At 70.7% G+C, this 20,176-nt stretch carries 20 protein-coding genes and 1 tRNA gene; 10 read left to right on the forward strand and 11 right to left on the reverse strand.

Features of this window, described 5'->3' with window-relative positions:
• The first annotated feature begins 83 nt into the window (after positions 1 to 83).
• Together FHY02_RS06290 and FHY02_RS06295 are read left to right on the forward strand one after the other, a co-directional pair.
• Complete coding sequence (locus FHY02_RS06290) at positions 84 to 1,037, forward strand: cation diffusion facilitator family transporter (protein WP_183920963.1); 954 nt, start codon at positions 84 to 86, stop codon at positions 1,035 to 1,037.
• A complete protein-coding gene (locus FHY02_RS06295) occupies positions 1,034 to 1,675 on the forward strand; it encodes a hypothetical protein (protein WP_183920964.1) in 642 nt (213 codons plus the stop codon). Before FHY02_RS06290 ends, FHY02_RS06295 begins: the two co-directional genes overlap by 4 nt.
• Positions 1,676 to 1,680: 5 nt before the next feature.
• On the opposite strand, the gene FHY02_RS06300 is transcribed toward FHY02_RS06295, so the two are convergent.
• On the reverse strand, positions 1,681 to 2,304 hold the full coding sequence (locus FHY02_RS06300) for a DUF4893 domain-containing protein (protein WP_183920965.1): 624 nt from the start codon (positions 2,302 to 2,304) through the stop codon (positions 1,681 to 1,683).
• Positions 2,301 to 3,086, reverse strand: a complete 786-nt coding sequence (locus FHY02_RS06305; RefSeq protein WP_183920966.1) for a 3-hydroxybutyrate dehydrogenase — start codon at positions 3,084 to 3,086, stop codon at positions 2,301 to 2,303. Before FHY02_RS06305 ends, FHY02_RS06300 begins: the two co-directional genes overlap by 4 nt.
• Before the next feature lie 113 nt (positions 3,087 to 3,199).
• On the opposite strand from FHY02_RS06305, the gene FHY02_RS06310 reads away from it, so the two are divergent.
• From FHY02_RS06310 to FHY02_RS06320, 3 genes are all read left to right on the forward strand, one after another.
• A complete protein-coding gene (locus tag FHY02_RS06310; protein ID WP_183920967.1) occupies positions 3,200 to 4,111 on the forward strand; it encodes a neutral zinc metallopeptidase in 912 nt (303 codons plus the stop codon).
• Between the two features lie 207 nt (positions 4,112 to 4,318).
• Positions 4,319 to 6,073, forward strand: a complete 1,755-nt coding sequence (locus FHY02_RS06315; protein ID WP_183920968.1) for a methyl-accepting chemotaxis protein — start codon at positions 4,319 to 4,321, stop codon at positions 6,071 to 6,073.
• A gap of 74 nt (positions 6,074 to 6,147) precedes the next feature.
• Positions 6,148 to 7,224 carry a hypothetical protein gene (locus tag FHY02_RS06320; RefSeq protein ID WP_183920969.1) on the forward strand — a complete coding sequence of 359 codons (1,077 nt, stop codon included), beginning with the start codon at positions 6,148 to 6,150 and terminating at the stop codon, positions 7,222 to 7,224.
• Between the two features lie 150 nt (positions 7,225 to 7,374).
• Here FHY02_RS06320 and FHY02_RS06325 read toward each other — a convergent pair whose 3' ends face one another.
• Positions 7,375 to 8,706, reverse strand: coding sequence for a DUF2171 domain-containing protein (locus FHY02_RS06325; protein WP_183920970.1), 1,332 nt, complete (start codon positions 8,704 to 8,706; stop codon positions 7,375 to 7,377).
• A gap of 237 nt (positions 8,707 to 8,943) precedes the next feature.
• On the opposite strand from FHY02_RS06325, the gene FHY02_RS06330 reads away from it, so the two are divergent.
• From FHY02_RS06330 to FHY02_RS06345, 4 genes are all read left to right on the forward strand, one after another.
• A tRNA-Ala gene (locus FHY02_RS06330) sits at positions 8,944 to 9,019 on the forward strand.
• A 52-nt stretch (positions 9,020 to 9,071) separates the two neighbouring features.
• Complete coding sequence (locus FHY02_RS06335; RefSeq protein WP_260158722.1) at positions 9,072 to 9,836, forward strand: NUDIX domain-containing protein; 765 nt, start codon at positions 9,072 to 9,074, stop codon at positions 9,834 to 9,836.
• A 17-nt stretch (positions 9,837 to 9,853) separates the two neighbouring features.
• Positions 9,854 to 10,588 (forward strand): extensin family protein, encoded by a 735-nt coding sequence (locus FHY02_RS06340; RefSeq protein ID WP_183920971.1) that lies wholly within the window; start codon positions 9,854 to 9,856, stop codon positions 10,586 to 10,588.
• Positions 10,589 to 10,669: 81 nt separating this feature from the next.
• Entirely contained in the window at positions 10,670 to 11,008 is a 339-nt protein-coding gene (locus FHY02_RS06345) for a barstar family protein (protein WP_183920972.1), read from the forward strand.
• 6 nt (positions 11,009 to 11,014) lie between these two features.
• Here the strand turns inward: FHY02_RS06345 and FHY02_RS06350 are convergent, their stop codons facing one another.
• The 4 genes from FHY02_RS06350 to FHY02_RS06365 all read right to left on the reverse strand — a co-directional run bounded on the left by FHY02_RS06350 (position 11,015) and on the right by FHY02_RS06365 (position 13,954).
• Positions 11,015 to 11,566, reverse strand: coding sequence for a hypothetical protein (locus FHY02_RS06350; RefSeq protein WP_183920973.1), 552 nt, complete (start codon positions 11,564 to 11,566; stop codon positions 11,015 to 11,017).
• A gap of 393 nt (positions 11,567 to 11,959) precedes the next feature.
• Positions 11,960 to 12,253 carry a hypothetical protein gene (locus tag FHY02_RS06355; protein ID WP_183920974.1) on the reverse strand — a complete coding sequence of 98 codons (294 nt, stop codon included), beginning with the start codon at positions 12,251 to 12,253 and terminating at the stop codon, positions 11,960 to 11,962.
• 72 nt (positions 12,254 to 12,325) lie between these two features.
• A complete protein-coding gene (locus FHY02_RS06360; RefSeq protein ID WP_183920975.1) occupies positions 12,326 to 13,108 on the reverse strand; it encodes a transglutaminase family protein in 783 nt (260 codons plus the stop codon).
• 105 nt (positions 13,109 to 13,213) lie between these two features.
• Positions 13,214 to 13,954, reverse strand: coding sequence for a Bax inhibitor-1/YccA family protein (locus FHY02_RS06365; protein ID WP_183920976.1), 741 nt, complete (start codon positions 13,952 to 13,954; stop codon positions 13,214 to 13,216).
• Positions 13,955 to 14,076: 122 nt separating this feature from the next.
• Between FHY02_RS06365 and thpR the strand changes: the two genes are divergently transcribed.
• On the forward strand, positions 14,077 to 14,622 hold the full coding sequence (thpR, locus tag FHY02_RS06370; RefSeq protein ID WP_183920977.1) for an RNA 2',3'-cyclic phosphodiesterase: 546 nt from the start codon (positions 14,077 to 14,079) through the stop codon (positions 14,620 to 14,622).
• Between the two features lie 9 nt (positions 14,623 to 14,631).
• Here thpR and FHY02_RS06375 read toward each other — a convergent pair whose 3' ends face one another.
• The 4 genes from FHY02_RS06375 to FHY02_RS06390 all read right to left on the reverse strand — a co-directional run bounded on the left by FHY02_RS06375 (position 14,632) and on the right by FHY02_RS06390 (position 20,174).
• Positions 14,632 to 15,432 carry a transglutaminase family protein gene (locus FHY02_RS06375; RefSeq protein WP_183920978.1) on the reverse strand — a complete coding sequence of 267 codons (801 nt, stop codon included), beginning with the start codon at positions 15,430 to 15,432 and terminating at the stop codon, positions 14,632 to 14,634.
• Positions 15,432 to 16,367 (reverse strand): alpha-E domain-containing protein, encoded by a 936-nt coding sequence (locus FHY02_RS06380; protein WP_183920979.1) that lies wholly within the window; start codon positions 16,365 to 16,367, stop codon positions 15,432 to 15,434. The genes FHY02_RS06375 and FHY02_RS06380 overlap by 1 nt, the downstream gene beginning before the upstream one ends.
• Positions 16,367 to 17,869, reverse strand: coding sequence for a circularly permuted type 2 ATP-grasp protein (locus FHY02_RS06385; RefSeq protein WP_183920980.1), 1,503 nt, complete (start codon positions 17,867 to 17,869; stop codon positions 16,367 to 16,369). Before FHY02_RS06385 ends, FHY02_RS06380 begins: the two co-directional genes overlap by 1 nt.
• 280 nt (positions 17,870 to 18,149) lie before the next feature.
• A complete protein-coding gene (locus FHY02_RS06390) occupies positions 18,150 to 20,174 on the reverse strand; it encodes a protein-disulfide reductase DsbD (protein WP_183920981.1) in 2,025 nt (674 codons plus the stop codon).
• Between the last annotated feature and the right edge of the window lie 2 nt (positions 20,175 to 20,176).

The raw sequence follows: 20,176 nt of genomic DNA on the forward strand, positions 1-20,176 counted from the left end.
CGGTCGCTCGGACGCGGCACCTTGTCGCGCTCGCGCGTTGGCGGCATCACCGACGCGTCCGGCGCCGGCAACGAGGAGACTGCATGGCCACGCTCGCCGCGCAGGTGCGCGAGAATATCGTCCTCTACGGCGCGCTCGCGGCCAACGTCGGGATCGCGATCGCCAAATTCGTCGCGGCCGGGATCTCGGGCTCGTCGTCGATGCTGACCGAGGGGGTCCACTCGCTGGTCGACAGCGGCAACCAGATCCTGCTGCTCTACGGCCAGAGCAAGGCACGCCGCGCGCCCGACGCCGCCCACCCGTTCGGCTATGGGCGCGAGCTGTATTTCTGGTCGTTCGTGGTGGCGATCCTGATCTTCGCGGTCGGCGCGGGCGTGTCGATCTACGAGGGCTGGAAGCACTGGCGCGAGCCCGAGCCGCTCGCCGATCCGATGCTCAACTATATCGTGCTGGCGATCGCCTTCGCGCTGGAGGGCACCTCCTGGTTCATCGCGATGCGCGAGTTCGCCGCGGCCAAGGGCGACACCGGCTGGTGGCGCGCGATCCGCGAGTCGAAGGACCCGCCCGGCTTCATGGTGCTGTTCGAGGACTCGGCCGCTCTCGCCGGGCTCGTGATCGCCGCGATCGGCGTCTGGGCGAGCCACGCCTATGCCGACCCGAGGATCGACGGGCTCGCCTCGATCGCGATCGGCGCGATCCTGGCGCTGGTCGCAGTGCTGCTCGCGCGCGAGAGCAAGGGTCTGCTGATCGGCGAGCGCGCCGACCCGGCGGTGGTGGCGACGGTGCGCGCCGTGGTGGAACGCCAGCGCGGCGTCACCGCGGTGAACCATGTCCGCACGATCCACACCGCGCCCGACAGCATCTTCGTCGCGATCAGCGCCGACTTCGACGACTCGCTCACCATGGGCGAAGGCGAGCGGATGATCGAGGCGATCGAGGATCAGCTGCGCGCGGCCGAACCGCGGCTCTCCTCGATCTATATCCGGCCCGAGCGACGCGAGGACGCCGCCGCACTGGCGCCCGAGGCGCAGGCGTGATCGCACGCCGACCCGGGGCGCTGGCGGCGCTGCTGCTCGCGCTCGTCGCCTGGCCGGCGCAGGCAGCGGTGACGATGACCTTCTGGAGCCGCGACTTCGGCACCTACTTTCCGCACGCCTTCTTCCAACTGCGCGGCACGCTCGACGCCGGCGGGGCGCCGGTCGATGCGAGCTACGGCTTCACCGCGCGCTCGATCACGCCCGCGCTCCTCTTCGGCAACGTTCCCGGGCGGATCGAACGACCCAGGCTCAGCTACATGCAGGGCAGCAAGGTGCGCTTCGCAGTGACGCTGAACGACGCGCAATATGGCGCGGTGCTCGCGCTGGTGCGCGAGTGGGACGCGACAACCGGCGACTCGACCTACAATCTCGGCAAGCGCAACTGCGTCACGTTCGTGCGCGAGGCGGCGCGACGCGCCGGGCTGACGACCGTGGACTTTCCCAAGCTGATGAAGAAACCGACGAGCTTTCTGCGTGCGGTGGCGGCGGCCAACGCGGCGGAGGTCGGCGTGATTGAGCAGGACGGCAAGACCTACCTCGCCGAGCACCCGCCGCTCGACGGCGTCGTGCCCGTGGCGGCGCCGGTGTCGACGCCGGGCACGCTGCCGGGGAAGAAGGCGGACGAGACCAAGAAGTAGCCGCCCTACCCCGCCGGCACGAGCTCCACCACGTCGAGCAGCGACTCGAACGCCGGCTGCGGCAGCGCCACGCGCCAGCGCGCCGGGCCGATCCGCTCGACCCAGCCGGCCAGGTCGCGCGCCGGCTCACGACCGTAAGGGTAGGGCCGCGCCTCGTCGCCGAGGATCATCACCCCCAGGAACACGGCGCGCAGTCCGTTGTCGGCGAAGATCATCCCGGTCGGGCGCTGCGAGCCGGTCAGCTTCTCCAGCCGGACCGTACCGCGCTCGTCGACCACGACGCGGCAGGCGAGGGCGGGATAGTCGACGTAATCGAGCTGTCCCGGCTGGCGCGCGCCGAGCTTGTACACACGGCAGCTGTAGCTCCCGGCCGGCGGGATGGGCTGATCCAGCGCGCGATCATAGTCGAACAGCGCGCCCTGCGCCGCGAGCGCCTCGGGCGCGGTGCGGCGGGCGGCGGCGAGCGCGCGCTGCCAGGTCTGGCGCCACGCGCGCAGCCGCTCGCGGTCGCCCGGCGTCGCGACGCGGCGCCAGTCGCTGCCGGCAGCGACCGGGATCAGCCGCGGCGCCGCGCTGTTGCCGCAGCCGAAGAGCGCGGCGGCGAGCGCGAGCGCGGTGGTGCGCCTCACGCCGCGGTCCAGCCACCATCAACCGACAGATTGGCGCCCGTGATCGCGCTCGCCGCGTCACCGCAGAGGAAGAGCACGAGCGCGGCAACCTGCTCCGACGTGACGAACTGCTTCGTCGGCTGCGCGGCGAGCAGCACGTCGTCGATCACCTGCTCGCGCGTCAGCCCGCGCGCCGCCATGGTCGCGGGGATCTGCTGCTCGACCAGGGGGGTCCAGACATAGCCGGGCGAGACGCAATTGGCGGTGATGCCGTCGGCCGCGGTCTCCAGCGCGACCGTCTTGGTCAGCCCGACCAGTCCGTGCTTGGCAGCGACATAGGCGGATTTGTTGGGGCTGGCCACGAGGCTGTGCGCCGAGGCGGTCGAGACGATCCGCCCCCAGCCGCGCGCGCGCATATGCGGCACCGCGGCGCGCATGGTGTGGAAGGCGCTGCTCAGGTTGATCGCCAGGATCGCGTCCCACTTGTCCGCGGGAAAGTCGGCGATCGGCGCGACATGCTGGATGCCAGCGTTGTTGACGAGGATGTCGGGGCCGCCCCATGCACCGTGAGCGCGATCGATCATCGCCACGATGTCGTCCGGGCGGGTCATGTCAGCGGGATCGTACAGCGCCTCGGCGCCGCTCGCCCGCGTGAGCTCGGCCAGCGCCGCCGTGATCGCCGCGTCCTCGCCGAAGCCGTTGATCATGACCTGAGCGCCCTGTGCCGCGAGCGCACGCGCGATCGCCAGGCCGATGCCCGAGGTCGACCCGGTCACCACGGCGCTCTTACCTGTCAGGATCATCCGCTCGTCTCCTCTGGCTGCCCCATCGGTGAGCCGGCACGCGCTTGCAACCCGCCAGCCCCCGAACGCATTCATGCCGTGACGGACACGAAACGCCTGGGGGGACCCGATCGATGCGGCTCGACGATTATGACAACGACATCAACGTCGGCGAGGCGCGCGGCGGCGGAGGGCTCGGCGGCGGTGGAGGCGGCGGCGGACTGTTGCTCGGCCTGCTGCCGCTGATCGGCAGCCGGTTCGGCTGCGGCGGCATCGTCGTGGTGCTGCTGCTGCTCGCGGTCTTCGGCGGGCTGGGCAACCTCGGCGGTCTGCTCAGCGGAGGCGGCACGACCTCCGCGCCGACAGCACAGGTGGGCACCTCCGAGGGTGGCGGGGTTCGTCAGATCTGCGACGCCTCGCCGCAGCGGCGCGAGACCTGCCAGGCGTTCAGCAACGCGCAGAACACCTGGGAGCAGATCTTCGCCAAGGAAGGGCAGCGCTTCAGCCCTCCGATGCTGCGCTTCTTCGACGGCAGCGGCCAGTCGGGCTGCGGCCAGGCGATGTCGGCCATGGGTCCGTTCTACTGCCCGACCGACAACGGCATCTATCTCGACACCGAGTTCTTCGACGAGCTGACCAACCGCTTCAAGGCGCCGGGCGATTTCGCGCAATATTACGTGATCGCGCACGAGTTCGGCCACCATATCCAGAAGCTGCTCGGCACCTCCGATCAGGTGCAGCGCGCCCAGGCGCGCGGCGGCGAGCGCGAGGGCAACGCGCTTTCGGTGCGGCTCGAGCTCCAGGCCGACTGCTACGCGGGTGTGTGGGCGGCGCAGAACCGCCAGCGGCTCGACCCCGGCGACGTCGAGGAAGGCATGCGCGCGGCGCAGGCGATCGGCGACGACACGCTCCAGAAGGAAGCGCAGGGCCGCGTCGTGCCCGACAGCTTCACCCATGGCACCTCGGCGCAGCGCCAGACCTGGCTGCGGCGTGGCATGGAGAGCGGCGACCCGGCGCAATGCGACACCTTCTCGGGCGCGATCTGAAACGGATGCGCCCTCCCCTCCTCTGTCACCGTCATCCCGGATCAGGTCCGGGGTGACGGTAAGAAGATAAGGTCGCCTCCTCCGCCGACCGGTACTCACCCAGGTTAGTAGCCGCATTTTAAGCATTTTCGATCACGTACGGCCAAGATCGGCGCGCGCGGCGCGCCTCCCTAAGCTGAATGAAGATCGGGTCTTTACATGCGAGCAGTGGCGAAGACGCTGGTGGGGCGGAGCCTGTCCGCCAAGGTAACGATGCTGATCGTGCTATCGCTCGGTCTGCTCGCGCTGGTGACCGCCGGCGTCACCGCGACGATCCTGGGCGCCAATGCCGAGCAGCGCGCCACCGAACGCCAGGAAGCGAACATGCGCGTCGCCTGGGACGTGCTTCACCGCCACGGCCGCGCCGCTCACGTCGAGGGCGACAGGCTGGTGATGGGCGCGCACGCGCTGAACGGCGACAATGACGCGGTCGACCATGTCAAGGCGCTGGTCGGCGGCACCGCCACGATCTTCCGCGGCGACACGCGCGTCGCCACCAACGTCAAGAACCCCGACGGCACGCGCGCGGTCGGCACCACGCTCACCAGTCAGGCGGTGCGCGACGCGGTGCTGCGCGACGGCAAGCCCTATCGCGGCCGCGCCGACATCCTCGGCACCCCGTTTTTCACCGCCTATGATCCGATCATCGACGCCAGTGGCAAGGTGATCGGCGTGCTCTACGTCGGCATTCCCGCGGCGCAGTTCCTCGCCGACCTCCATGAGGTGCAGTTCAGCATCGCGCTCGCCGCGCTGCTCGTCACCGTCGCGGCGGCGCTGGCCTGCCTCGCCGTGACGCGGCGCATGTTCCGGCCGCTGGGTGAGATGCGCGGCGCGATGGAGCAGCTCGCGCGCGGGGAGCTCCAGGTCACCGTCCCCGGGCTCGACCGCGGCGATGAGATCGGCACCATGGCCAAGTCGGTCAGCGTCTTTCGGGAGGGCGCGTTGGCCAAGGCCCGTGCCGACGCGGAGCAGCACGAGGTCGTCGAGACGCTCGCACGCCACCTCGCCGCGCTCGCCGCTGGGCAGCTCACCGCGCGCATCGAGGGCACCTTTCCCGACAGCTACGAGCGGCTTCGCGCCGACTACAACAATGCGCTCGACGAGATCCGCGGCGCGATCGGCGCGATTCGCGACGGCAGCGCCGCGGTGCATGGTCACACCGCCGAGCTGAGCCAGGCGTCCGACGACCTCTCGCGCCGCACCGAACACCAGGCCGCCAGCCTCGAGGAGACGTCGGCGGCGATGAGCGAGATCGCCGGCACCATGCGCCAGGCCGCCGACGGCGCCTCCAAGGCGCATGAGGCGATGGAGACGGTCCATGACGAGGCGCAGCGCGGCGGCGCGGTGGTGCGCGACGCGGTCGCGGCGATGGGGCGGCTGGAGCAGGCCTCGGCCGAGATCGGCGCGATCATCGCGGTGATCGATGCGATCGCCTTTCAGACCAACCTGCTCGCGCTCAACGCCGGGGTCGAGGCGGCACGCGCCGGCGACGCCGGCAAGGGCTTCGCGGTGGTCGCCAACGAGGTGCGCGCGCTCGCCGCGCGCTGCGCCGACGCCGCGACCGACGTGCGCCAGCGCATCACGCAGAGCGGCGAGCAGGTCGATGCCAGCGTCCGCCTCGTCAACGAGACCGGCGCCGCGCTCGGGCGGATCACCGGGCAGATCGGCGCGATCGGCGGCCTCGTGGCGGAGATCGCGACGTCGGCCCGTGCGCAGGCCAGCGGGCTCGACCAGATCGACGTGGCGCTCAACCAGATCGACGGCGTGACGCAGCAGAATGCCGCGATGGTGGAAGAGATCACCGCGGTGTCGCGCAACCTCGAGAGCGAGGCCGATTCGCTCACGCAGGAAGTATCGCGCTTCGTCGTCGACACGCGCGCGCTCGGCCGCGCCGAGGCACCGCGTCGCGCGCTCGCGGCCTGACCCGATCTGGATGGGATGGTGGTGACGCGCGTCGCGCGCCGGCGCTAGACTGATGACCAGCGGGATCAACCCGCATGGGGCGCGGGATGCGGACGATCTGGGGAGTAGCGTTGACGCTGGCGATGACGTTGGCCAGCCCCGCGATCGCCGCGCCGCGCACGCTCGCCGTGCCGGCGGACAAGGGATGGATGCACGCGCAGACCCGCCTGGTACTGCGCCCGCAGGTCGCCGACCTGACTCGACTGTCGCTGACCGACTCGACCTCCACCGAGCACGACGTCACCGCACAGTTCGAGAGCGCCGACCGTGCTACCGTCGCGACCCTGTACCTGTTCCACTCCGCGGTGCCGGATGTGTCGCTGTGGTTCGATCGCGCCCGCGCCACGCTCGAGTCACGCGACCTCTTCCGCCACGCCGCACCGGCGAGTGAGGCTCCGATCGCGTTCGCCGCGAGCGGCACCGTCGCCGCCGCGCTGCGCCAGACCTACGCGATCGTCGACGGCCCCAACCGCAGCACCGCGCTCGCGGTCATGCCGCTCGGCGAGTGGCTGGTGGTGCTGCGTATGACGAGCCGCGGCAACAGCGCCGCGCTCGATCGCCAGCTCACCGACGTCATCGCCGCGCTCCGCCTGCCCGCGGACGCCACGGCGCGTCCTGTCACGCCGATCGCCGCCTGCCCGAGCACGCTCGCCTACGGCAAGGCGAAGATGGTCAAGCCGGAGACGACCGATCTGCTGCTGTCCTTCATCGGGGCGATCGCGGCAGAGGAGAAGAAGCCCACGGACCAGGCCGCCCCTGCTTCGTATCGACCGTTGTGCCGCGAGGGCGAGCCCGGCGACGGCTATGCCGCCTATCGCCACGAGGACGAGACCGACGGCTATGCGGTGGCGATCCACGACGCCGGGCGGATCGCCTGGACTCGGCTGAGCGTGGCCTCTCAATTCGCGGCACAGCAGACCAAAGGCGAGAAGTTGGTCAAAGCCCCCAGCTTTGCCGTGACGCTGAGTGACGTCGACGGGCGCACGCTCACCTTCCCGTCCTTTACCGCACTGCCATCGCCCAAGCAGGTGTACGAGGACGTGGTCAAGCAGCGGCCACTCGGCAGCGCGCTGGGGAAACAGGTGACGCTCGACGCGAAAGCGATCCGGTAGAGCGAGTCTTCAGCTCGCCAACCGCGTGGCGCAGCGAGCCACCGTCCGACACGATCCGCGAGCTCGAGCGCATAGAGAAAGCCCCGGGCGTCACCGCCCGGGGCTTCCGTGTCGCGCAGGTCAACGACCCGCACGCGCAGCCGACTCGGTTCAGTACGTGCCCGAGAAGCTACGGTTGAGGTTGGTCGAGCCGCTGTCATTGCCGGTCGTCGCCGAACCCGACGTCGACGAGCCGGTGGTCGAACCCGACGCCGCCATGCTGCTGCCCGAGGTCGCGCTCGTGTCCGACGTGGCGCCGCGGCTCAGCGAACCGTCGCGCTGGCGGTCGCTGTCGTTGCCGCGATCGCCGTAGCCGAACATCGCCTGGTTCTTCTCCTCGGTGCGCCAGTGCTGCTTGGCCTCATCCGCGGTCTTGCTCAGCGTGACCTTCTTGTCCTCGACCGACTTGATCCAGCGCGACGGGATCGAGTGGTGCTGCCCACCCGCGTCGACGTCGTTCTTGGTCAGCAGAATGCGGTCGCCGCGTACCTTGTCGACGGTCCCGACATGGCTGCCGTCCGAGCCGACGACCTCGTCATGCTCCTGCACCTTGTCGAGCGAGTCGCGCTGGCCCTGACGCTCAGTCCGCCACGAGGCGAACTCGTTGTGGAACTTCGTCCGGTTCTCCTGCCGATACTCATCATAGTCGCGATCGAATGACGCGATCTGGCTCGAACGCCAGCTGTGATAGTCGCCGTCGCGATCGCGATCACCTTCGTTGCGCTGGTTGTAATAGCGCTCGTCGTAGCGGTTATCGGCCTCGCGGCGGCGTTCGGCGTCCTCGTCGCCGAACCAGCTGCGGACCTCGTCACCGGCGCGGGCCAGGAAGCCGCGCTCGTCGTAATCATAGCCCTGCGGCTGGCGGCCATAGTCGCGTCCGCCCTGCTGACGGCCGCCGCGATAATTGTCGTCGTCGGCGTGGCGGCGCGAGCCGACGTCCTCGAAGCGACGCCCGTCGGAGGCATAGCTGCCATGATACTCGGAGCCTTGCCCCTGCTGGCCATAGTTACGGCCCTGCGAGCCATAGCCCTGCTGGCCGTAGCCGCGGTTGCCATAATTCTGATTGCCATAGTCCTGGCGCTGGAAGCGGTCGCGGTCCTGGCCCGAACCAGACCGGCCGTACTGCTGCGCGCCGTAGCGTCCGCGGTCACCGCCGCCGAAGCCGCCCTCACCATAGCCGCGGTCGCCGTAGCCGCGATCGCCGCGATTGTCGTCGCGGTAGCCACTCGCATAACCGGCGTTGCCGTACTCGCGGAGGCCGTAGGAGCCGCGGTCGTCATCGTCGCGGTCGCGGTCGAACGCGCCGGACGCCTGATAATCGCGCGCACTGGAGTAGCTCTGGTTGCGGCCAGACCCATAGTCGCGACCATAGTCCTGAGTCTCACTGCGGCCGTAATAGTCGCCCTGGGGATTGGTACCGCGCGGATAGCGTTCGTAACCCATGATGGTTCTCCTACGTGACACGTCGCGCGGCGCCTTGCGTCGTCGCGAGCGGGCAGACTGACAAGGATCAACTGGGCCGATCGTTCCGACCGTTGCGCGCGCGCAACAGCTCCTCGTCGCAGCCGGCCAACAGCTCGCCCGCGCGATAGGATTTCTAAGACTTCGACGATTTCGTGTTGCGCCCCTCGGACACGCCGGCTAAGGGCGGCGCTCCCCGGTGATACCGGGGAAGCGGGCGGGGCTGTAGCTCAGATGGGAGAGCGCTGCAATCGCACTGCAGAGGTCAGGGGTTCGATTCCCCTCAGCTCCACCACCCGCCCGATCGCTCCCCGCCCCGCCGATGAGGCGCATTCGCGGGAACACGCATGACCGATCACAACGATGACGCGATGCTGCCGCCGGCGATCCCCGCCGCGACGCTGATCGTGTTTCGTGACCGCGCAGGTCTGCCGCCCGAGCTGCTGCTGGTCGAGCGCTCGCCGCGGCTCGCCTTCGCGCCCGGCGCCACCGTTTTCCCCGGCGGGCGGGTCGACCCGGGCGACGTGGCGCTCGCCGGCGCGCTCGGGCCGACCGCCCCGGCCGACGCCGCCGCGCGCATTGCCGCGATCCGCGAGACGATCGAGGAGACCGGCGTCGCGATCGGCGTGGCCGAACCAGCCGCCGTCGACTCGATCCGCGCCGCGCTCCGCGACGGCGCGGCGCTTCGCGAGGCGCTGGACGGCAGCGCGCTTGACTTGGGCCAGTTGGTGCCGTTCGCGCGTTGGCGGCCGCGCGAGAACCACGCCCGCGTGTTCGATGCGCTCTTCTATCTCGCGCGCCTGCCTACCGACGCCCTGCCCGCCCGCGTCGACTCGACCGAGAACGTGCGGCTCGACTGGGCCAGCGCGCGCGAGACGCTCGACGCGGCCGCGCGCGGCGATCGTACCCTGATCTTCCCGACGCGCCGCAACCTCGAGCGGCTGGCGCAGTTTGCCAGCTACGACGAGGCGATGGCGCACGCGCGTGCCACGCCGGTGCGGCGGATCACGCCGTGGATCGAGCCGCGCGACGGAGTCGACTACCTCTGCATCCCCGACGATCTCGGCTATCCCATCACCGCCGAGCCTGTGGCCGTCGCGCGACGCGGCTGACCGCGGGCGCGCGCCTGATGCGCGGCACGCGCCGCGCACTCGCGACGGTGGTGGTGCTGGTGCTGCTCGCCGCGGCGGGGCTGATGGCGTGGAGCTACCTGCGCGGGCGGCCGCAGGACCTGCCCTGGACGCCGCTCGACCTCGGCCAGCCGATCGGCCTGTTCACCGGTCGCAAGCTCGCCGCGCTCGACGGCGCGCCGGCGCGCTGCGCCGCGCTGCTCCATCAGGCGGGGGTGCGGTACGCCGCCGTGCCGGCACGGCGACCCGCGGAGTCGCAGTGCGGCTATGACTCGGCGGTGCGGCTCGAGAACGGTGGCGCACGGCGGATCGCACTCGCCCCCGCCAGCGTCGCAGTCGCCTGCCCCGTCGCCGCGGCGCTGGCCGTGTGGGAATGGGACGTGGTCGCGCCCGCCGCGCAGCGTCACTTCGGCACGCGCGTCAGCCGGATCGAGCATCTCGGCAGCTACTCCTGCCGTCGCATGTACGGTCGCAGCAGCGGCGGCTGGAGCGAGCACGCTACCGCCAACGCGCTCGATATCGCCGCTTTTAAACTCGACGATGGCACGCGCGTCAGTGTGCTGCGCGACTGGCGTAGCGGCGGTGCCAAAGCGGCGTTCCTGCGCGACGTGCGCGACGGCGCCTGTCGCGTGTTCGCCACGGTGCTCTCGCCCGACTATAACGCCGCTCATCGTGATCACCTCCACCTCGACCAGGCCACGCGCGGCGCGACGGGCTGGCGTGCGTGTCGGTAAGTCAGGGATCTCGCAACAGGGATGCGTCAAGGTCATTGACGCGTCGGTACCGTCCCGTCCGCGCGCCCGAATGACGTGCGGATGAGGGCTCCACTCACCCTTCGCCTCGACGCACGCGGCTGGGACTCACGCGAGGCGATGTGGCGCGCGCTGCTCGACGCGCTCGGCGCGCCCGCGTGGCACGGTGACAGCCTCGACGCGCGGTTCGACTCGCTGGTATCAGGGCTAAATCGCGTGCGCCCGCCGCTGCTCTTGGAGCTGGTCGGCGCGGCACAATGCCCTGCGGCGCTCGTGGCGTATCTGACCCGAGTCCGCGAGGTGTTCGCCGACGCGGGCGCTGCGTTGGGCGAGAAGGCCGAGCTGCGCTTCACGCCCGCCCCGCCGCGATCGCGCCCCCCTCGGGCGCGGTCGTGGCGTTAGCAGCGCTCAGTTGGGCAGCGCGGTGACATCGACCTTCTCGACCCAGGCCGGGAAGAAGGCGGGCTGCCGCGACGACCAGCCCGAGGCGGTCGCCGCCGCCTCGCTGATCGACTGGAGCAGCGCGCGGCGCAGCTCGGGGTGGAGATGCGGCATCGCCGCCGCGGCGCAGAAGGCGGAGGGCAGCCACGGCCGCACCTGCGCGCCGACCAGCCGCTCGTAGAGGAAGCGATAGGCCGAGAAGGTGATGATCCGCCCTTGCCCGAGGTCGAAGGCGGAGAGCGTGATGAGCGGCGCGAGCAGCTGCTCGGCCGCCTCGAGCCCGCTGTCGTCCGGAACCAGTGCGCGGATCGCGGGCAGGCGGCGATAATGATGCGCCTGCGCGCGGATGCTCGCCGCCTCAACGACGTCGCGCGACCAACGAATCATGGCGTCGTCGCGATCGAGGCCCACGTCGAGGCTGCGGCGCACATACCGCTGCGTCGCCGCCGCGAAGCCCGCGAACTCCTTCATCTCGGCCAATGTCATCGCGCCCTCGGCCGGCTTCCTTCTGGCACCCATGATCCGTACCCCGCCCCAGCGTTTCAACCGGGAGGATCATGCGCGAAAAGGGTTAACGCAGCCCTTAACGCGCGTGCCTTCCGATTGTCATCAATCCATCATGATCTGTGCCGCACCGCAACATGGATGCGACCAGCGGTTGTATCATGGCGGAAAAGACCTCTGAGGCGCGACTTTAGGGCAACATTCGAACGCTGGCGTTGGTTACCCGAAGTGGCGGGTTGGATCAAAACGCCGACGCAGTTAGGCGCATACGGGCGTCAGATCAGGAGAGGCAACGATGGTAGGAGACGGACGCGCGCTCCGCGCCAGCCTCCCACCGATCCCCGAACTAAACCGGAATGGCGATAGTTTTACGCGCGGGCCGCGACTCCCACGACCCGCCCGCTACTCTCACGCGTCGCGCTGACGCTCCGCTTCCTCCGCCTCGTCATAGCCCGACGACGGCGCGGGATCGTTCCGGCCGGGCTGCGTCGCCGAGACCGGGTCGGAGGCGTCCATCGACTCGTCCAGGCCCTGGTCGACCTTCGCGTCGGCGCTGTCGGGATGCTTCTGCAGCCGTTTCTCGATCGAGCGATCCTGCCCGGCGTCCTGCCGCGGGTCCTTTGATCCGCCAGCGTTGCCGGCCTCCGGCGCTACCGAGAGGCTGTCGAGCGCGCGGTCATCGATCGGGCTCTGGTCGGTCATGTCTCTCTCCTGCGATGCTGGCAACAGTCTGACACGCCCAACGCGGCGCGCATGGTGCGCGTTCCTGCGCGATCAATCGGTCAGGCGCTCGACACGCACGGTCTGCGTCCACAGGTTGGCGGTGCCGAAGACGGTCATGAAGGCGATGTCGGTGGCGTCGCGGCCGACGGTCACCACCGCCATCTCGTCGGCGCGCGCCATGCCGGTGGCATCGACCAGGTGCCAGCAGCCATCGAGCCACAGCTCCGCGACCGCGTGGAAGTCGGGCGGGTCGACGCCGGGGGCGTACACCGCGACGCAGCGCGCCGGGATCTCGGCTGCGCGCGCCAATGAAACGAGCAGGTGCGCATAGTCGCGGCAGACCCCACGTCCGGACGCGAAAGTCTCCATCGCCGAGGTGCGCGAGTCGGTATCGCTGCCGTCGTAACGTAGGTGCCCGCGCACGAAGTCGGCGAGCGCGAATGCCAGCGCACCGCCGCTCAGTCCCGCGAAGCGGCGACGGACGAGATGCTCGAAGCGGTTCGACTCGCAGTAGCGGCTCGGCAGAAGGTAGGGGATCGTCGCCGCGGGCAGCGACGTGACCGGCGTCGCCGGCAAGGCGGCAAGGTCGAGTACGGCGCGCTCGATCGCCACGACCGCCTCGTAGCGTGCCACGAGCCGACCCTCACCGCGTGCCCAGCAGCGCTGCCCGACCCCCTCCTCGCCCCCCACCGCGCGGATCGGATGATCCGACTCGATCATCAGCGCCTGCGTTTCAAGCCGCTGCGCCGGCAGCGCCGCGGCCTCGATCTGGAGCAACACGTCGGCCGGCTCCGGGAAGCCGTAGTCGAGAAGGACCTGGATCGACAGGCGCATGGGACGGGTCTCCGGCCCGCCACCGCGAACCCACAAGGGAAGGGGCCCGACGGTCGCCCGCCGCGCCCCTCCGTAACGCCGCCGATCGGGGATCGGCTACGCGGCTCAGTCGCGATTACCGCCGAACAGCCGCAGGATGAAGAGGAACATGTTGATGAAGTCGAGGTAGAGGCTCAGCGCCGACATCACCACCGCCTTGCCGACCATCTCAGGGCCGTAGCCCGCGACCTGGAAGTACAGGCTCTTGGTGCGCTGCGTATCATAGGCGGTGAGGCCGGCGAACAGCAGCACGCCCACGATCGAGATCACCAGGCCGAGCGGGCCCGAGTTGACGAACAGGTTGATCAGGCTGGCGACGATCAGGCCGACCAGACCGATGATAAGAAACGCGCCGAACGCCGACAGGTCGCGCTTCGTCGTGTAGCCGTAGAGGCTCAGCGCGGCGAAGCCCGCCGCAGTCGCCGCGAACGCCTGCGCGATCGCGACCGGCGAGTAGACGAAAAAGATCGACGACAGCGACAGACCCATCGCCACCGCGAAGCCCCAGAACATCGCCTTGAGCGTCGAGGTGGTGAACTTGCCCTGCCCGAAGCTCATCGCGAAGACGAAGCCGAGCGGCAGCAGCGCGATCACCCAACGCAGCGGTGACTGAAACGCGGCCTGGGCATAGCCCGAGAGCGCGAATGCCAGCGCGACGATGCCGGTGAGCAGCACGCCCGACGCCATGTAATTATAGACGGACAGCATGTACGACCGCAGCCCGGCGTCGAACGCCGCGACGCGGGTGCCCGAAGCGGTTCCGCCGAACGCGGCGGCGGAGGGCCGGGGATCGGACCAGTTGGCCATTGTCTTAAAACTCCTTCGCCCGGCACTCATGCCGGATGGCTCGAATATCGCCGCGCGCCGTTTCCTTTTCAAGGAACGGCCTCCCCGTTCCGACGACAGCAACCGTTCGTTACAGAGATTTCATGCACCGCCTGTTCGTCGCTCTCCGCCCTCCCCCGGCGATCCGCGCCGCGCTGCTCGCCGCCACGGGCGATGGGGTCGCGGGGGTGCGCTGGCAGGACGACGAGCAGCTACACCTGACGCTGCGCTTCATCGGCGAGGTCGAGCGTGCCCAGGCCGAGGACGTCGCCGCCGCGCTCGCTGGCGTTACCGCACCGGTATCGACGGTGCGGGTTGAGGGCGTTGGCGCGTTTGACCAGCGCGGGCGGGTCGACACCTTGTGGGCGCGGGTCGTGCCCGTTGAGCCGCTCGCCGCGCTCCACCGCAAGGTCGACCAGGCGCTGACCCGCGCCGCGGTGGTACCCGATCATCGCCGCTACCTGCCGCATATCACGCTGGCGCGGCTGGCCCGCCGCGGAGCCGACCCGGCCGCGGTGGCGCGCTGGATCGAGGCGCATGCCGCGCTCACGACGCCCGACTTCCGGCTCGAGCACCTGCTGCTATACGAGAGCCACCTCACCGCCGCGGGCGCGCGCTACGAGGCGGTGGCGCGCTGGGCGCTGGGGTGAGCCGCCGCTCTACTCCTGCGCGCTGACCTGCACCTCGACTTCGAGGCACTCGCGCCCCTCGCCGAGCCGCGAGCCCGCCACCGGCGACGAGCCGGTCGCATCCAGCGCGACCGCGACGCGGACGTGATGCTCCTCGGGCGACTCGCCCAGCGTCGGATCGAACCCGACCCAGCCGAGATCGTCGACCCAGGCCTCGGCCCAGCCGTGCGGCGTGGCGCGGCGCCCGTCCTGCAGGTCGCAATAGCCGGTGACGTAGCGCGTCGGCACCGCGAGCGCGCGCGCAGCGGCGACGAACAGCTGCGCCAGGTCGCGCGGGGTCGCGCTCTCGCGCGCGAAGGCGTCGATCGCGGCGAGACCCGGATCGGGGCGCTCCGACGAGACGGCGAAGCGCTCGTGCAGCGCGCGGTTGAGCGCGTGCAGCGCGGGGATCGGCGCGGCGCCACCGACCGCCGCGCGCGCGAAGTCCTCGATCGCCGCGTCGGCCGCCGTCGTCGGGGTCGCGCGCAGGTAGAGCGCGGGCGGCAGCGGCTCGAACGTGCCGTGCAGCACGCCCCGCGACGTACTCGTCACCACCTCTCCCGCAACCGCGATCTCGATGCCGTCGAGCGGCCCCTCGGCGTAGAGCATCGTGGTGCGATTGCCGAAACCGTCGCGGTGCTCGCGGAGGCGCGCGTCGCAGTCGACCGCGATATGCCACTCGGCGACGGTCTGGTCGTGGCTGTTGCGCGGCGTCATGCGCAGCAGCTGGACGATCCGCGCCTGCGGGGCGGTGAAGCGATAGCTCGTGCGATGCTCGATCGAGAGGCGCATCAGGCGAACTTGAACTGCCGGCCGATGGCAACGTGCAGGTGCGCGTTCTCGGCGATCACGGCCTGGAGGTGCTGGTGCAGGCCGGCGCTGATCACGTCGCTGGTGCGCGTGCGGGCGATCCGCGCCGAGCGCGTGCGCGCCATCCGGTCCGCCTCCCCCTGGGTGCCGCTCGAGCGCGCCAGGCCGGTGAGCGCGGTGACGGTCTCCTCGGTCGCGGCGGCGACGCTGCGTGGTAGCTCGCCGCGGCTGAGCAGCAGGTCGATCACGTTCGCCGGGGCGAGCCCGTCGCTGTAGAGCCAGCGGTAAGCGGTCACCGCCGAGACGGTCTGGAGAATCGTGGTCCATTGGTCGCGGTCGACCGTGCCGCCGACCGGCTCGCCCGCGGGCAGCAGCAGATGATACTTCACGTCGAGCAGCCGCGCGGTGTTGTCGGTGCGCTCCACCGCCTGGCCGAGCCGGATGAACAGGGTCGTCTGGTTGCGCAGCATGCGGTGGACCGCGCCCTCGAAGCCGCGCGTCTCCGCCTTGACCGAATCGACCAGCGCCAGTGTCGTCGCGGGGTCGAGCCGCGCGACGCGCTGGTCGAACAGCAGCCAGGCGCCGTTGATCGCCTGCCACGCCTCGCGGCTGAGCGCGGTGCGCACCGCGCGCGCGTTGTCGCGCGCCATGCCGACACAGCGCAAGATCGAGCCGGGATGGCCGGGGTCGGCGAGCAGGAAGCGCGCCACCTCCTCGCGGGTCAGCTCGCCCGCCACGGCGGCGAAGGCGGGCTCGGTCTCGGTCACCGCCAGCGCCGAGCGCCACGCGTCCTCGCCCGCGGGGCGGGTGGAGAGCACGTCGAGCCGCAGCGTCGCCTCGACCAGCCGCGCGATGAAGTCGGCGCGCTCGACGTAGCGGCCCAGCCAGTAGAGCGAGGCGGCGGTGCGGCTGAGCATCAGCCCTGCCCGCCGAGCGTCTGGGTCATGCCGCCCATCGTCTGCGTACCGGCCGACTGGAACATCGTCGGCGCGCCCGGCATCAGCACGAAACTGTCCTTGGTGCCGCCGCCCTGCGACGAGTTGACCACCAGCGAGCCCTCGCGCAGCGCGACTCGGGTCAGTCCACCGGGCACCACCTGCACCCCGCGCGCGCCGCTCAGCACGAAGGGGCGAAAGTCGACGTGGCGCGGTGCGACGCCCTGCTCCACCAACGTCGGCACGGTCGAGAGCGCCAGCGTCGGCTGTGCGATATAGCGATGCGGCTCGGCCACCAGCGCGGCGCGGAAACGCTCGATCTCGCCCTTGGAGGCGGTCGGCCCGACCAGCATGCCATAGCCGCCCGAGCCGTCGACCAGCTTGACGACCAGCTCGTCGAGATGGTCGAGCACGTAGCGCAGCGCGTCGGGCTCGCGGCAGCGCCACGTCTCGACGATCGGCAGCTTGGCTTCGCCGCCCGAATAGAAGCGCACGATCTCGGGCATGTAGCTGTAGATCGCCTTGTCGTCGGCAATGCCGTTTCCAGGCGCGTTGATGATCGCGACATTGCCCGCAGCATAGGCGGCGATCAGCCCGGGCACGCCGAGCAGCGACTCGGGGCGGAACACCAGAGGATCGAGGAAGTCATCGTCGACGCGGCGGTAGATCACGTCGACCTTCACGCGCCCGGCGATGGTGCGCATGTAGACGAGATCATCGTCGACGACGAGGTCGGCGGCCTCGACCAGCTCGATCCCCATCGAGTCGGCGAGGAAACTGTGCTCGTAATAGGCCGAATTATAGTGGCCCGGCGTGAGCAGCACGCAATTGGGGTGCTGCCCGCTGCCGCGCGGCGCGACCGACTTCATCGTCTCGAGCAGCATGTCGGGGTAGCTGTCGACCGCGGCGACGCGAAACTTGGCGAACAGCTCGGGGCAGAGCCGCACCATCGCCTCGCGGTTCTCGAGCATGTAGCTCACCCCCGAAGGCGTCCGCGCGTTGTCCTCGAGCACGTAGAACTGATCGGGCCCGGTGCGCACCAGGTCGATGCCGCAGATATGCGCCCAGACGTCGTGCGGCGGGCGGATGCCCGCGATCTCGGGGCGGAACTGCGGGTTGCCGAGGATCAGGTCGGCGGGAAGCACGCCTTCCTTGAGGATACGGCGCTCGCCGTAGATGTCGACAAGGAAGGCGTTGATCGCCTCGACCCGCTGCACCAGTCCCTCGGACAGGCGCGCCCATTCGTCAGCGAGGAAGACGCGCGGCACGATGTCGAAGGGGATGATGCGCTCGCTTGCCTCGCTCTCACCATAGACCGCGAAGGTGATGCCGAGCTGGCGGAAGGTGACCTCGGCGGAGCGCTGGCGCCGGCGGAGCTCGTCGGACGGCGTCTCGTCGAGCCAGCGACACAGGTCCGCCAGCTCGGGGCGGGCACCGTCGCGATCGGCCGCCCCCATGATCTCGTCGAACGCCGCTGTCCCCATCTACCCCCGTCAACTCACAAGCCGAGATTTCGACCCATGCTGGCGAAGTTGGTTGCGCTGCACAAGCGGGTCACGCGGATTTCGGTCCACGTGCTCCTGCGTATGCAGAAGTCCAGGGCCGTGAGCGATGCCCTGTGCGGCTCTGAGTTCCTGCGTGCGCAGGAACACCGCTGCTAGACGAAGCTACCCGTGCTCCTGCGTATGCAGAAGTCCAGGGCCGTGAGCGATGCCCTGCGTGGCTCTGGGTTCCTGCGTGCGCAGGAACACGGGAGCGGCCGGCTCAGCGCTCCACCGGGAGGGCGGTGAGCATCCCGCTCGTGAGCACCTGCGGCAGCACGCGCGGCGCGACGGTGCCGGGCTTGTACCAGAGGTAGAGCGGCACGCCGGCGCGGTTGTGCGCCTCGATGAAGCGGCCGAGCACCGGGTCGCCGTCGGTCCAGTCACCGACCAGCACCGCCACCTTGCCGTCCTTGAACGCGGCGGCGGTGGTGGCGGTCTCGATCGCGGCCTTCTCGTTGACCTTGCAGGTGAGGCACCAGTCGGCCGTGAAATAGGCGAAGACCGGCTTGCCCTCCGCCCGCAGCGCGGCGAGTCGCGCCTCGCTGAACGGCTCCGCGCCGGGCAGCCCCGCCACCGCGCTGGCGCCGCTCGCCGCCGGTCGCACCAGCGCGACGCCGCCGAGCGCGAGCAGCAGCGCGACGCCGGCGGGCCACCAGGTCGCGCCGCGCCCGGCGTGCTGGCGCAGTCCGGTCCACCACAGACCGACCGCGGCGAGCAGGGTCGCGCCGAGGCCGAGCGTCATCCCGTCCACCCCGGCCTGGCGCCCCAGCACCCAGGCGAGCGCGAGCGCGGTCAGCCACATCGGCAGCGAAAGGATGCGCCGCAGCCGGGTCATCCACGCGCCGGGGCGCGGCAGCCGGGCGCGCAGCGCGGGTACGAAGCCGATCAGCAGGAAAGGCAGAGCAATCCCCAGCCCCAGTCCGGCGAACACCGCCAACGCTGCCGCGGCGGGCAGCACCAGCGCGGCGCCGAGCGCGGCGCCCATGAACGGCCCGGTGCACGGCGTCGCGACGAACGCCGCCAGCGCCCCGGTCGCGAACGCCCCCGCCGCGCCGCCCTTCGCAGCGAACTGCGGAGTCGGCAGCTCGAACAGCCCGGCGAGGTTGAGCGCGATCGCGGTGACGAGCAGCAGCAGCGCGCCGATCACGCGCGGGTCCTGCAGCTGGAACGCCCAGCCCGCGCTCGATCCGGCCGCACGCAGGGCCAGCAGCCCGCCCCCGAGCCCGACGCACACCAGCAGCACGCCCGCGGTATAGGCCAGAGCCTCGCGCCGCGCGTGCGCCGCGCTCTCGCCCGAGCGGGCGAGGCCGAGCGCCTTGAGGCTGAGGATCGGGAAGACGCAAGGCATCACGTTGAGCAGCAGCCCGCCCAGGACCGCCCCGGCGAAGGCGACCAGCGCGGTCGCCAGCATCCCCTCGCCGCCGCGCGGTGCCGCGACCGTGCCCGGCCGAGCGGCGAGCGACAGCCCGCCGCCCTCGCCCGTGGCCAGCACGCCCGCGATCTCGCCCGTCGCCGGCTGCGCCGCGGCCTTGGTCTCCAGCGTCAGCGTGTCGCCGTCGCGTGTGACCGCCTGCGGCGCGGCATAGTCGATCGCGCCGCCGCTCGCCGGATAGAACCAGACGCCGCTCGCGGCAGCGTCGGCCGGGAACGGCACGGCAAGCCGGAAGCGATCGCCGGCGTGCTGCCACGTCGCCGGCGTCGAGAGCGGGCGCGGCAGCGCGCGGCGCCAGCCGTCGAACGCGGCGCGACGCGCCGGATCGATCGCGCCGTCACCCACGGCGAGGTCGAGCGTGAGCGTCTGCGTCTCGGGAACGCAGATCTCCGCGGTGCAGACGAGATAATCGAGCTTGGCGACGAGCGGCAGCCGCGTGCCCGGCGCCAGCCCCGCGGGGACACGCAGCGTGGTCAGCAGCGCCCAAGGCGTCTCGTAGACATAGTTCATCAGCCCCGCGATCAGCAGCCGCGACGGCACCGGATAGTCGAGCTCACCCGCGCGCGCGTCGGCGGGCAGCGTCCAGGTCACGCGAGTCGGCACACCCGCGTCGCCGGGGTTGCGCCAATAGCCGTGCCATCCCGGCTGCGGTACGGCGCGGAACGCCAGCGCCACCGCGCTGCCCGCGGCGGGGCGGTCGCTCTCCGCCACCAAAGTCAGCGTGACATGGCGCGCGGGCTGCGCGAGCGCACCGCTGCCGCCGAGCAGTGTCACGAGGATGAAAAGCGCCACGCGCACAGCTTGCCTGACCATCG

Origin of the sequence: Sphingomonas sp. BK069, from assembly GCF_014193405.1 — a bacterium.
Lineage (GTDB): Bacteria > Pseudomonadota > Alphaproteobacteria > Sphingomonadales > Sphingomonadaceae > Sphingomonas.

What these genes read in the sequence shown, in the direction of transcription:
- FHY02_RS06290 (WP_183920963.1), top strand. Translation starts at nt 84, where the DNA reads ATGGCCACGCTCGCCGCGCAGGTGCGCGAGAATATCGTCCTCTACGGC.
- FHY02_RS06305 (WP_183920966.1), bottom strand. Translation starts at nt 3,086, where the DNA reads ATGATCCTGACAGGTAAGAGCGCCGTGGTGACCGGGTCGACCTCGGGC.
- FHY02_RS06310 (WP_183920967.1), top strand. Translation starts at nt 3,200, where the DNA reads ATGCGGCTCGACGATTATGACAACGACATCAACGTCGGCGAGGCGCGC.
- FHY02_RS06320 (WP_183920969.1), top strand. Translation starts at nt 6,148, where the DNA reads ATGGGGCGCGGGATGCGGACGATCTGGGGAGTAGCGTTGACGCTGGCG.
- FHY02_RS06325 (WP_183920970.1), bottom strand. Translation starts at nt 8,706, where the DNA reads ATGGGTTACGAACGCTATCCGCGCGGTACCAATCCCCAGGGCGACTAT.
- FHY02_RS06335 (WP_260158722.1), top strand. Translation starts at nt 9,072, where the DNA reads ATGACCGATCACAACGATGACGCGATGCTGCCGCCGGCGATCCCCGCC.
- FHY02_RS06340 (WP_183920971.1), top strand. Translation starts at nt 9,854, where the DNA reads ATGCGCGGCACGCGCCGCGCACTCGCGACGGTGGTGGTGCTGGTGCTG.
- FHY02_RS06345 (WP_183920972.1), top strand. Translation starts at nt 10,670, where the DNA reads ATGAGGGCTCCACTCACCCTTCGCCTCGACGCACGCGGCTGGGACTCA.
- FHY02_RS06350 (WP_183920973.1), bottom strand. Translation starts at nt 11,566, where the DNA reads ATGGGTGCCAGAAGGAAGCCGGCCGAGGGCGCGATGACATTGGCCGAG.
- FHY02_RS06355 (WP_183920974.1), bottom strand. Translation starts at nt 12,253, where the DNA reads ATGACCGACCAGAGCCCGATCGATGACCGCGCGCTCGACAGCCTCTCG.
- FHY02_RS06360 (WP_183920975.1), bottom strand. Translation starts at nt 13,108, where the DNA reads ATGCGCCTGTCGATCCAGGTCCTTCTCGACTACGGCTTCCCGGAGCCG.
- FHY02_RS06365 (WP_183920976.1), bottom strand. Translation starts at nt 13,954, where the DNA reads ATGGCCAACTGGTCCGATCCCCGGCCCTCCGCCGCCGCGTTCGGCGGA.
- thpR (WP_183920977.1), top strand. Translation starts at nt 14,077, where the DNA reads ATGCACCGCCTGTTCGTCGCTCTCCGCCCTCCCCCGGCGATCCGCGCC.
- FHY02_RS06375 (WP_183920978.1), bottom strand. Translation starts at nt 15,432, where the DNA reads ATGCGCCTCTCGATCGAGCATCGCACGAGCTATCGCTTCACCGCCCCG.
- FHY02_RS06380 (WP_183920979.1), bottom strand. Translation starts at nt 16,367, where the DNA reads ATGCTCAGCCGCACCGCCGCCTCGCTCTACTGGCTGGGCCGCTACGTC.
- FHY02_RS06385 (WP_183920980.1), bottom strand. Translation starts at nt 17,869, where the DNA reads ATGGGGACAGCGGCGTTCGACGAGATCATGGGGGCGGCCGATCGCGAC.
- FHY02_RS06390 (WP_183920981.1), bottom strand. Translation starts at nt 20,174, where the DNA reads ATGGTCAGGCAAGCTGTGCGCGTGGCGCTTTTCATCCTCGTGACACTG.